The sequence below is a fragment of the Stenotrophomonas sp. I18B00994 genome (assembly GCF_014145825.1).
GTDB classification, from domain to species: domain Bacteria; phylum Pseudomonadota; class Gammaproteobacteria; order Xanthomonadales; family Xanthomonadaceae; genus Stenotrophomonas; species Stenotrophomonas maltophilia.
In genome coordinates this window covers 164211-175092 of record NZ_JACIUW010000011.1, presented here as the reverse complement: position 1 = coordinate 175092, position 10882 = coordinate 164211, and the positions used below count along the sequence as shown (strand labels likewise).

10 protein-coding genes are annotated in these 10882 nt (G+C 66.6%); 8 read left to right on the top strand and 2 right to left on the bottom strand.

Annotation, left to right across the window (positions count from 1 at the left end; genetic code table 11):
- Window positions 1-92 precede the first annotated feature (92 nt).
- Window positions 93-1151 carry a lipid A deacylase LpxR family protein gene (locus H4O10_RS14185; RefSeq protein ID WP_080353462.1) on the bottom strand — a complete coding sequence of 353 codons (1059 nt, stop codon included), beginning with the start codon at window positions 1149-1151 and terminating at the stop codon, window positions 93-95.
- 350 nt (window positions 1152-1501) lie between these two features.
- Between H4O10_RS14185 and H4O10_RS14180 the strand changes: the two genes are divergently transcribed.
- The 7 genes from H4O10_RS14180 to gnd all read left to right on the top strand — a co-directional run bounded on the left by H4O10_RS14180 (window position 1502) and on the right by gnd (window position 8925).
- Window positions 1502-1780 carry a YbeD family protein gene (locus H4O10_RS14180; RefSeq protein WP_005411067.1) on the top strand — a complete coding sequence of 93 codons (279 nt, stop codon included), beginning with the start codon at window positions 1502-1504 and terminating at the stop codon, window positions 1778-1780.
- A complete protein-coding gene (gene lipB / locus H4O10_RS14175) occupies window positions 1768-2478 on the top strand; it encodes a lipoyl(octanoyl) transferase LipB (protein WP_005411066.1) in 711 nt (236 codons plus the stop codon). The genes H4O10_RS14180 and lipB overlap by 13 nt, the downstream gene beginning before the upstream one ends.
- A gap of 17 nt (window positions 2479-2495) precedes the next feature.
- Window positions 2496-3506: a lipoyl synthase gene (lipA, locus tag H4O10_RS14170; RefSeq protein WP_049453856.1), complete on the top strand. Its 1011-nt coding sequence runs from the start codon at window positions 2496-2498 to the stop codon at window positions 3504-3506.
- A gap of 237 nt (window positions 3507-3743) precedes the next feature.
- Window positions 3744-5921 (top strand): carboxy terminal-processing peptidase, encoded by a 2178-nt coding sequence (locus H4O10_RS14165; RefSeq protein ID WP_033834547.1) that lies wholly within the window; start codon window positions 3744-3746, stop codon window positions 5919-5921.
- 244 nt (window positions 5922-6165) lie between these two features.
- Window positions 6166-6756, top strand: coding sequence for a DUF2242 domain-containing protein (locus tag H4O10_RS14160; protein WP_049453854.1), 591 nt, complete (start codon window positions 6166-6168; stop codon window positions 6754-6756).
- A gap of 17 nt (window positions 6757-6773) precedes the next feature.
- Window positions 6774-8009: a hypothetical protein gene (locus H4O10_RS14155; protein WP_049453852.1), complete on the top strand. Its 1236-nt coding sequence runs from the start codon at window positions 6774-6776 to the stop codon at window positions 8007-8009.
- A gap of 10 nt (window positions 8010-8019) precedes the next feature.
- Window positions 8020-8925 carry a phosphogluconate dehydrogenase (NAD(+)-dependent, decarboxylating) gene (gene gnd / locus H4O10_RS14150; RefSeq protein WP_033834559.1) on the top strand — a complete coding sequence of 302 codons (906 nt, stop codon included), beginning with the start codon at window positions 8020-8022 and terminating at the stop codon, window positions 8923-8925.
- Window positions 8926-9214: 289 nt separating this feature from the next.
- Here gnd and H4O10_RS14145 read toward each other — a convergent pair whose 3' ends face one another.
- Complete coding sequence (locus H4O10_RS14145; RefSeq protein WP_049452319.1) at window positions 9215-10258, bottom strand: oxidoreductase; 1044 nt, start codon at window positions 10256-10258, stop codon at window positions 9215-9217.
- 170 nt (window positions 10259-10428) lie between these two features.
- On the opposite strand from H4O10_RS14145, the gene H4O10_RS14140 reads away from it, so the two are divergent.
- Complete coding sequence (locus H4O10_RS14140) at window positions 10429-10812, top strand: BON domain-containing protein (protein WP_005411059.1); 384 nt, start codon at window positions 10429-10431, stop codon at window positions 10810-10812.
- Window positions 10813-10882: the final 70 nt, after the last annotated feature.

Here is a 10882-nt window from a genome sequence, read left to right as displayed (position 1 = left end):
GTGGGTAGTGCCGGCCGCTGGCCGGCTCCCCATGGACCCATCCGGATATGCCGGCAGCCGGCCAGCGGCCGGCACTACCCTCAGCCCCTCGCTTACAGCGAGCGGCTGATGGTGAAGCTGCCGAACACCGGTGCTTCGCGCTGGCCGTTGAACTCGCGCGTGCTGTGGTAGCGCGCCGCGGCGAACTTCCAGCGTCCGTACATCACGGCCACGCCGTAGCCGCCGTAGGCCACCACATGGCGCTTGTCCACGCTGTGACTGTTGCGGAACGTGTTGCCATCCAGCGTGATGTCGCGGATCACCCAGGCCGCGTCCGAGGTCGCGAACAGGTGCCAGGACCAGCCATTGGGACGGCCGCCGCGGGTCGGCGCAGTGTTCTCGCCGGCCGGGCGCAACGGCGTGCTGCCGAAGTCGTCCGGCAGCTTCCAGCCGAAGCGCACTTCACCGCCGAGGTTGACCTTGGTTTCCAGGTTGCCGATCGACCCGCCGTAGTGGCTGATCGCGTCCCAACCCCAGCCGTCGGCATTGACGCTGGCATCGCCGGGCCAGCGGCGCATGCGCTCATGGGTGAGCATGAACAGCGGCTCGTTGTGCAGCTGGTTGTCCCAGCCCTTGAATTTCTCGTCGCCCAGCACTTCGTGCACGGCATTCTGCACCTGCTTGCCCTGTGCCCACGGGCCGACCACGCCCAGCGTCAGCTGGGTGGTCTGCAGGCGGTCGCCGCTGCGCGCATTGAAACCGAAGTTTGCGATCAGTACGCCGGCGTAAGGACGGTCGTCCTCGATCAGGTCCCTGCGGCTGAAATCGGTCGGGGTGAAGATGCCCTGGCCGATGCTGAAGATCATGTTCTGCTGTTCGAACCTGCCCGGATGCAGCCCTTCCAGGTACTGGTTCACCCAGCGCGCCATGCGCGGCAGGCAGGGGTCGTCGGTGTAGTCGACCAGATTGGGCGAGACCAGGGTCAACAGCGCACCGTTGGTGTAGCCCTGGTCCTGGTGGCGGCCACCAAACAGGTCGTTGTCAACGCGGAAGTTGATCTGCGGCGGGTGGTCGCGCATCGCGTCCGGGCCACATTGTTCGGCCGCCTGGGCGGCAAGGGGGAGGGCAGAGGCCAGCAGGCCGGCCAGCCCGAGGGCTGCGACACTACGCATGGATGGAATGCTCATGGGGAAGGGGACGGTTTTCAGTCGTTATATGCAACGCTACGGTACTCGCGCCCGCGCGGCGGAACGAGCACGTTCGAATCACTTGTCTGTTCCGAAAACAACATTGTCCAGCGGACACAATTTGTTACCCGCGCAAGCGCCGCAGGTCTGGTGTGAAGAAGACCACTGGTCGCCGTACGTTGCCTGGGCCAGTGCGTGACAGCAGATTGCAGTCAGCTGCCGTTGGGCTTCGGCCCGCGCCGCTGGGCCGCCTGCAACGCAGCAGGCCGCCGGTGCCGTCTTTGACGTTGATGAATACTCTTGGGTTTGTTGCCCTGCGGCCCGATAATGGGTCCATGGAAATCAAGTCCGACAACCCCGACCACGGCTTCCAGTTCCCCGGCCAGTTCGAGCTCAGCGCCATGGGCCCGGCCAACCGCGGCCTGGAACATGAGCTCCCCCGCCTGCTGCTGGCTGCCGGCATCGATGTCGTCAATGAACGCATCAGCTGGAAGCATTCCTCCAACGGCAAGTACGTGTCCGTCCGCATCGTGTTCAAGGCTGAGAGCCGCGAACAGTACGACCTGGCGCACCAGGCGCTGCGCGACCACCCGGAAGTGAAGTGGACGCTGTAGCCGACAGCTGCCCGGCTGAAGCCGCCCCCGAGGACCGCGCGCCGCGTCCGGCGCTGGTGCGTGACCTTGGCCGCCAGGCGTACGAGCCGGTGTGGCGCGCCATGCAGCGCTTCACCGACCAGCGCAGCGACACCGATGCCGACGAATTGTGGGTGGTCGAACACGACCCGGTGTTCACCCTGGGCCAGGCCGGCAAGGATGAGCATGTGCTGGCGCCGGGCGATATCCCGGTGCTGCATGTGGACCGTGGCGGCCAGGTGACCTATCACGGCCCCGGCCAGATCGTGGTTTACCCGCTGCTGCGCCTGCCGCGCCTGGGCATCGGTGTGCGCGATTACGTGTGCCGCATCGAGCAGGCCATCATCGATACGCTGGGCGAGTGGAACATCGGTGCCGAACGCCGCGAGGGCGCCCCGGGCGTCTATGTCGGCGGCGCCAAGATCGCTGCCCTCGGCATCCGCGTGCGTCGCGGCTGCACCTTCCACGGCCTGGCCTTCAATGTGGCCATGGACCTGGAACCCTTCCACCGCATCAATCCCTGTGGCTATCAGGGGTTGCAGGTGACCTCGGTGGTAGACTTGGGCGGTCCCTCCGGGATGGAGGCCGTCAAGCCGGTGCTGCTGGACCACCTGGCCCGCCAGTTCGGCCTGCTGCTGCAGCACACCCCCGAACTGCCCGATCTTTCTGCGGCCGCCTGACCGCCCCCGGAACTGCCATGACTGAAACCACCGCCCGTTCCATTCCCCTGCAGATCGTGCAGGGCGACTCCCCGTCCGCCGCGCCGTTGCAGGCCGGGGTCAAGCAGCTGGGCGGTGACAAGATCAACCGCTCGCCGGTGCAGTTCGCCGACGCGCCGGTGCTGCGCAAGCCGTCCTGGATCCGCGTGCGCATTCCTTCGGGCAATGCCGTGCAGAACCTGAAGGCCAAGCTGCGCGAAAACCGCCTGGTGACCGTGTGCGAGGAAGCCAGCTGCCCGAACATCCACGAGTGCTTCGGCCACGGCACCGCCACCTTCATGATCCTGGGCGAGGTCTGCACCCGCCGCTGCTCGTTCTGCGACGTCGCCCACGGACGCCCCAAGCCGCCGGATGCCAACGAACCGGCCAGTCTCGGCCAGACCGTGGCCGACATGGGCCTGAAGTACGTGGTGGTGACCAGCGTCGACCGCGATGACCTGCGCGACGGTGGTGCCCAGCACTTCGTCGACTGCATCACCGCCATTCGCGAGAAGTCGCCGGGCACCCGCATCGAAGTGCTGACCCCGGACTTCCGTGGCAAGGGCCGCATGGAGCGCGCGCTGGAGATCCTGGCGCAGAACCCGCCGGATGTGTTCAACCACAACATCGAGACCGTGCCGGACCTGTACCGCAACGTGCGCCCGGGTGCGGACTACCAGTGGTCGCTGAACCTGCTGAAGAACTTCAAGGCGCAGCATCCGGACGTGCCGACCAAGAGCGGCATCATGCTGGGCCTGGGCGAGGACTTCGAACAGATCAAGGCCACCCTGCGCGACCTGCGCGCGCACGACGTGGACATGATCACCATCGGCCAGTACCTGCAGCCGACCGCACACCACCACCCGGTGCTGAAGTACTGGACCCCGGAAGACTACAAGGCGCTGGAGGACTACGGCTACGAGCTGGGCTTCAGCCATGTTGCCTCCGGCCCGATGGTGCGCTCGTCGTACCACGCCGACGTGCAGGCCAAGGGCGCCGGCATCTCCTGAGGTGGGTGCGAACCGCCCTGGTGGGTGCGAACGTTGGTTCGCACGCCTTTGCCTGTTGTAGAGCCGAGCCCATGCTCGGCCCCGCCTTCGCCTGCATTCACAATTTGCTACACCGGCCCGGCTAGGCTGGTTTTCCACCGAGCGCGGCCGGGTGACAAACCCGGCAACTTTCGGCACTGTCGTGGTGTCTTAACACCCCGCAGTCTCCCCCTTGGCAAGGCGCCTTCGAGCACGTCAATGAAATTCAAAGCCCCCGCATTCCTGATGGCCCTGGCGCTGGTCGCGCCACTGGCGTTGGCGGCCAAGGCCGACTCGCCCGCATTGCCCGCGGCGGCCACCGCCGACCAGGTGACCACCTCCAAGCTGGTGTACGGCCTGCTGTCCGACAGCCGCTACGCCTATCGCCCGCGCGCGCTGGACGAGGCCACCTCCAAGGACGTGTTCAAGCGCTATCTGGAAACGCTTGACGGCGGCAAGCAGTACTTCACCCAGGCCGACGTGGCGCGCTTCGCACCGTTCGAGGCCAACATCGCCTCCGCCATCCGGGGCGGCGAGCTGGAGCCGGCGTTCCAGGTGTTCGCTGTCTACAAGCAGCGCGTCGGCGAGCGCGTGGCGTACGCGCGCAAGCTGCTCAAGCAGGAGCCGGACTTCACCACCGACGAGCGCTTCGAGTACGACCGCAAGAAGGTGCCGTGGGCGGCCAGCAGTGCCGAGCTCGATGAGCTGTGGCGCAAGTCGGTGAAGAACGATTGGCTGCGCCTGAAGCTGGCCGGCAAGAAGCCGGATGACATCCGCAAGACGCTGGACAAGCGCTACGCGACGCTGGAGAAGTCGGTCAATGAACTGAAGGGCGAAGACGTCTTCCAGTTCTTCATGAATTCGTACACCAGTGCCGTTGATCCGCACACGGATTACTTCACCCCGCGCACCGCCGAGAACTTCAACCAGGCGATGTCGCTGTCGCTGGAAGGCATCGGTGCGCAGCTGCAGCGCCAGGACGATGTGGTGGTCATCCGCGAGATCATCGCCGGTGGCCCGGCTGCGGTGGACGGCACGCTGAAGCCGGGTGACCGCATCGTCGGCGTTGGCCAGGGCAAGTCCGGCCAGGTCGAGGACGTGATTGGCTGGCGCATCGACGATGTCGTGGCCAAGATCCGCGGCGCCAAGGACACCCAGGTCAAGCTGGAGTTCATTCCGGCTGCCGAAGGTGCCGATGGCAAGCACCACACCCTGGTGCTGACCCGGCAGAAGGTGCGCCTGGCCGAACAGGCCGCCAAGGGCGAGACCATGACCATTCCGGCCGCCAACGGCGAGCCGGCACGGAAGATCGGCGTGATCAAGCTGCCGACCTTCTACCAGGACTTCGAAGGCCGTCGCCGCAACGCCGCCGACTATGCTTCGGCCACCCGCGACGTGGCCAAGCTGCTGGCCGGCTTCAAGAACGACAAGCTGGACGGCGTGGTGCTGGACCTGCGCAACAACGGCGGTGGTTCGCTGGATGAAGCGATCGAACTGACTGGCCTGTTCATCGAGCAGGGCCCGGTGGTGCAGGTGCGCGAATCCGGTGGCCGCGTCACCGTCAACAGCGACCGCAACCAGGGCGTGGCCTGGGACGGCCCGCTGGCGGTGCTGATCAACCGTGGTTCGGCCTCGGCCTCGGAGATCTTCGCCGGTGCCATCCAGGACTACGGTCGTGGCCTGGTGATCGGTGAAACCAGCTTCGGCAAGGGCACCGTACAGAACATCGTCGACCTTGACCGCTGGCCGAGCGGCGAGACCCAGCGCTTCGGCCAGGTCAAGCTGACCATTGCCCAGTTCTTCCGCATCAGCGGCAGCAGCACCCAGCACAAGGGCGTGGTGCCGGACCTGGCGTTCCCGGCCAGCGTCGATGCCACCGAGTTCGGCGAAAGCACCTACGACAACGCACTGCCGTGGACCCGCATCGCCGCCGTGCCGCACACCCAGTACGGCAACTTCGCGCCGTTGCTGCCGAAGCTGGAAACCCGTCACGACGCGCGCATCGCCACCGACAAGGAGTTCCAGTGGTGGAACGAGGACGTGCAGCAGTTCCGCACCGAAGCGGCGAAGAAATACATCTCGCTCAACGAGGCGACCCGTCGCGCTGAGCGCGAGCGCCAGGATACCCAGCGCAAGGAGCGCCAGGTGCAGCGCAAGGAGCTGGGCCTGGCCCTGGATCCGCTGGCCGATGACAGCAGCGATGACGGCCTGACCGGCAACGAGCGCGACATCGTCAAGGATGCCGCGCGCGAGAAGGCTGCCGAAAAGCGCCCGGACCCGCTGCTGCGCGAGTCAGCCTCGATCCTGGCCGACGCGGTGAACCTGCTGGCCAACGACCGCCCGCTGTCGGCGCAGGTGCTGCCGCAGTCCACCGGTGCCGGCCGCTGGGCGGACTGAGCCGGCGACGGCATGTGATACCCGAGGGGCCGGCATTGCCGGCCCTTTTTTCGTTTGGGGGACCTCGTTCACGGTAGCGCCGTGCCATGCGTGGCGGGGCCAAGTGCCACAAACGACTTAATCCCCTCCGTCCCCTTTTCCTGCATGAACCGGCAGCAACGGCGGGGGCTGGCGGGCGTGCTTTCGACCTGCCGCACACGGCCGCAGGACTACCCTTGGCGATACCGTCCTCGCAGGAGTACCCATGCGGGCCTCCCGTCTTTCCAGTGTTGCCGTGGCGCTCGCCAGCGCCCTGATCCTGTCGGCCTGTGGCGGCCGCGCCGCCGACAGCACCCTGCTGCGTGAGTCCTTTGATTCCGGCGACACCTTCTCGCGCACCGTCGATGGCCGTCCCCGTGACGCCTGCGAGGCCGCACGGCGCACCCTGCTCAGCCAGGGCTATGCCATCGCCCGTTCCGACGCGGCGCAGGTGGAAGGCAACAAGAACTTCCAGCCGCGCGAGGACGATCACGAGCAGCTGGTGCTGCGTATTTCCTGCGCACCGCGCGGGAGCCAGACACTGGTATTCGTCAGTGCCGTGCAGGATCGCTATGCGTTGAAGAAGAGTCCGACCTCGGCCAGTGTTGGCGTCGGTGCGCTCGGATCTGTATCGCTGCCGTTCGGCAGCAATGACGACTCGCTGGTGAAAGTGGCCAGCAGCACGGTTACCGATGCTGAGTTCTATCGTCGCTTCTTCCAGCGCCTGCAACAGTACCTTCCGGCGGAGGCAGGCAAGCCCGTTCCGCCTGTGGTCACAACCCCGGAGCCCGCACCGGCGAGCACGGACCAGGATTGAACGTGCGCGGCAGATGGATGGGTGTGGCCCTGCTGCTGCCCGCGCTGGGCACGGCAGCCACGCCGCTGGACTGTACACAAGGCCTGCTGCAGCGCCTGGGGTGGCACTTCGAAACACGCGCGATCGGTGCACCGCAGGTGCATGGTGGCCCTGTGTGCACGCGCGCGTCGCTGCCGGAGGCTCAGGCGGCAGGCGATCTGCGCGTGCAATGGCCGGCGGACATGCCCGCTGCAGCGCGCAAGGCGTTGCTGCAGCAGGTGCTGGACGATCCGGCTACGGTTTGCGCCTACGCCTTCCAGCTGGGTGCAGCCACGCAACGTGCCGCTGCTGCACTGCAGGGCAATGCAGGATTCCGCTTCTCTGGCCTGCAGCTCGGTTGGATCGGCTTCGGCCTGCACGGCGCACACGCGCAAGGCTGGCAGCGCACGCGAAGCTTCGGCCGTGGTTTCGTGCCCATTACGGGCAACAGCCAGGCGCTGCAGGCGTTCTACAGCGGCAATGTACGCGCCGAATGTGGAGTCGGTCGCCAGGTCGCACAACTGGCCACACAGCGCGAGCTGTATGGCGATGCGGCCTTCGACGCTGGATTCTCCGCAGAAGAACTGTCGATCGGTACGTTCCTCGCGCTGCACGATACCGACAGCATCCTGCTTGGCGCACACGCCGGTGACTACTTCGCCGATGGCAAGGCGGTGCGCACCTCGGCGATGGGCCGCCAGGCCTTCGTCGGTGTGCCTGGTTTCATCGAACATGTGTACGACAAGGGCATGCTGGACGACCTGAGCAACCAGGCCGAAAACTTCGTGGTGGTGTCGGTGGGCGAGGAGGCCGCGCAGGCGTTGGCCGCGCACGGCGGCCTTGCCTGGTACGACCAGCGCAATGCCGAGCTGTGGGCGCTGGCGCAGGACATCCCGCGTATCGGCCGGCGCTACTTCGAACGCCTGTTGTTCGAGCGCGACCCGGACCTTCGTGCACGGCTGGAACCGCGCTACCACGCCACGCTGGCACGCATGGACCACCTGCTGGACGATCCGTTCTACCAGCAGTTCGTGATCTATGTGCATCCGCGCGGTATACGTCCCATCGGCTACCACATCGCCCGCCTGCTTGACCGCAACCCGCGAACCCCCTTTTCGATCGACCTGGCGGTGCACAATCTGCATACCACGCTCTACCGGCGTTGGCGCGAGGCGCAGCTGCGCCACTGCGCGGCTACCGGCAGGCCAGGCAGCCTGACCCTAGACCCCAACTGAAGGTGAAACAATGGATATTGCAATGATCGGCCTCGGCCGCATGGGCGCCAACATGGCCCAGCGCCTGCATCGCGGCGGCCACCGCGTCGTCGGCTACGACCCGGGCGAAGGTGCCCGCCAGCGCGCCGCCGAGGCCGGCCTGGAGGTGGTCGATTCGCTGGCCGCCGCGGTGGCCGCGCTGCCGGTGCCGCGCGTGGTGTGGCTGATGGTGCCGGCCGGCGAAACCGTCGACCAGACCCTGGGTCAGCTGACTCCGCACCTGGCCGAGGGTGACATCGTCATCGACGGCGGCAACTCCAACTACCAGGACTCGATCCGTCGCGCCAAGGCGCTGGCCGAAGACGACCTGGGCTACGTCGACTGCGGCACCAGCGGTGGCGTGTGGGGCCTGCAGGAAGGCTACAGCCTGATGGTCGGTGGTGAAGCGGCGGTGGTGGAGCAGATCGCACCGCTGCTGCGCACGCTGGCACCGGCCGAAGACCGTGGCTGGGGTCGTGTCGGCCCGTCCGGCGCTGGCCACTTCACCAAGATGGTCCACAACGGCATCGAGTACGGAATGATGCAGGCCTACGCGGAGGGCTTCGCGCTGATGGAGCGCAAGCAGGAAATGGAACTGGACCTGGCCCAGGTGGCCGAAGTCTGGCGCCACGGCAGCGTGGTGCGCTCGTGGCTGCTGGACCTGAGCACCGAAGCCCTCAAGCGCAATCCGTCGCTGGATGGCATCGCGCCGTACGTGGAGGACTCCGGTGAAGGCCGCTGGACCGTGGCCGAAGCGATCTCGCTCGATGTGCCGGCACCGGTGATCACCCTGTCGCTGCTGGAACGCCTGCGCTCGCGCGAATCCAATTCGTTCACCGACCGCCTGCTGTCGGCGATGCGCAACGAATTCGGCGGCCACGCGATCAAGAAATCGTAAGCACGAAGCCGGGGTCGGATCCCTTTCCGCAGGAAAGGGCTCTGACCCCATGCAGGCAGTCGAGCATGGCTCGACTCTGCAAAAGCCGTCTCCGATGGCTTCCACGTCGATGTGTCGACCAAGGTCGACACCTACCGTCGGGCGCGGGACTCTGTCGAAGGCGGGGTGGGTCCGGCTCCCGCAACCGGACCCATCCTGCCATCTCACGGATTGCCGGTTTTTGTCGTTGCTGTTGAGGTTGCCGGCCAGCGGCCGGCACTACCACGGGTGCAGGGCGCAGCCCTGTCGATCACCCCAACGCGATCCGCCGCCCTTCGCGCGCACTGTCCATGCCTGCCTGCAGCAGCCGCATCAGCTGCAGCGCCTGCACCGGATCGACCGTGGCTTCGCCGTCGCCATGCATGGCCGCGGCGAACTGCGCATACAACCGACGGTAGTCACCGGGCAGATTGTCGACGGTGCCGCGCTGCACGTTGTCCTCGGCATCACAGCGCACCAGCTCGCCATGCCGCGGGTCGATGCCCCAGCCGGGCGCACCGGGCGCCACACCGCGGCGCAGCTGCGCTTCCTGCACATCCAGGCCGTGCTTGATCCAACTGGCCTTGCTGCCATGCACGCTGAAATGCGGCGTGGGAGCTGCCACCAGGGAACCGGAATGCACGATCGCGCGATGCCGCGGGTAGTGCAGCACGGCGTGGAAGTAATCGATGGCGCTGCCGCCATCGCGCTGCACGGCCAGATCAGCATCGATCGCTTCGGGCCAGCCGAACAGCACCAGCATCTGGTCCAGCAGGTGCGGGCCCAGGTCGTACCACAGGCCACTGCCGGGACCGTCCTGCTCGCGCCAGCGGTCACGCACCTGCGGGCGATAGCGATCGAAGTGCACATGGCACTCGGCGATGTCGCCCAGTGTCCCGTCCGCAAGCAGCGCCTGCAGCGTGAGGAAGTCGGCATCGAAGCGCCGGTTCTGGAAGACGGTGGTGATGCGTCCGGCATCGCGTGCCGCAGCCAGAACGGCTTCGGCTTCAGCGACATCCAGCGCGAACGGCTTGTCGACCAGCACGTGCTTGCCGGCGGCCAGCGCTGCGATCGCCAGCGGCGCGTGCTGTTCATTGGGCGTGGCGATCACTACGGCATCCACGGCCGGGTCGTCGAACACCTCCTGCGGCGTGGCACGCACGTGCACGTCGCTGAACGCGCGCAGCAACGTGTCTCGCTGCGAACTGACGATGCTGTGCAGCACCAGGCCGGGTGTGTGCTGGATCAGCGGTGCGTGGAAGACACGGCCGGCGAGGCCGTAGCCGATCAGGGCCAGTTGCAGGTCGGGGCGCATGACAGAGCTCCGGCAGTGGGAAGGGCAGGGTAAACGACGCGGGCTCACGGGCCAAAGCTGAACGGTTGTCGTTGCAGGTAGCCCGATTCACAGCGGCATGACCGCAACGCCACGCCTGCTCTACGCCGGTTTGTCCAGACTGGCAGCACATTCCGAAGGAGTACGACACGATGAGCAATACGACCCGCACGCTGATTGCCTCCGCCCTGACGCTGGGCCTGGCGCTGTCCTCCTCGGCCGCATTCGCCAAGGATCCGGCCGCGAAGAGCCCGCCGACCAGCGCGCACCCGGCGACCCATGCTGATCGCCACGATTCCAACGAGCCGGTGACCGATACCTGGATCACCACCAAGGTGAAGGCCGACCTGCTCGCCAGCAGCAACGTTCCGGGTACCGAAATCAAGGTGGAAACCGTGAACGGCGTGGTCAGCCTGAGCGGTGCCGTAGCGAGCCAGGCCGAGAAGGACAAGGCCGTCACCACCGCCAAGGGCATCAAGGGCGTGACCCGCGTTGATGCAGCCGCATTGAAGGTCAGCGCTGCCGCCAAGCGCTGAAGCTGACGGGCGCCCCCTCGCGGGGCGCCCGTTGAGCTGTAGGGCCGCGGCCATGTTCGGCTGGAACTCC

Bases quoted from the DNA above. Each gene is read 5' to 3' on its own strand.
- H4O10_RS14185 (WP_080353462.1), bottom strand. From the start codon at position 1,151: ATGCGTAGTGTCGCAGCCCTCGGGCTGGCCGGCCTGCTGGCCTCTGCC.
- H4O10_RS14180 (WP_005411067.1), top strand. From the start codon at position 1,502: ATGGAAATCAAGTCCGACAACCCCGACCACGGCTTCCAGTTCCCCGGC.
- lipA (WP_049453856.1), top strand. From the start codon at position 2,496: ATGACTGAAACCACCGCCCGTTCCATTCCCCTGCAGATCGTGCAGGGC.
- H4O10_RS14165 (WP_033834547.1), top strand. From the start codon at position 3,744: ATGAAATTCAAAGCCCCCGCATTCCTGATGGCCCTGGCGCTGGTCGCG.
- H4O10_RS14160 (WP_049453854.1), top strand. From the start codon at position 6,166: ATGCGGGCCTCCCGTCTTTCCAGTGTTGCCGTGGCGCTCGCCAGCGCC.
- H4O10_RS14155 (WP_049453852.1), top strand. From the start codon at position 6,774: ATGGGTGTGGCCCTGCTGCTGCCCGCGCTGGGCACGGCAGCCACGCCG.
- gnd (WP_033834559.1), top strand. From the start codon at position 8,020: ATGGATATTGCAATGATCGGCCTCGGCCGCATGGGCGCCAACATGGCC.
- H4O10_RS14145 (WP_049452319.1), bottom strand. From the start codon at position 10,258: ATGCGCCCCGACCTGCAACTGGCCCTGATCGGCTACGGCCTCGCCGGC.
- H4O10_RS14140 (WP_005411059.1), top strand. From the start codon at position 10,429: ATGAGCAATACGACCCGCACGCTGATTGCCTCCGCCCTGACGCTGGGC.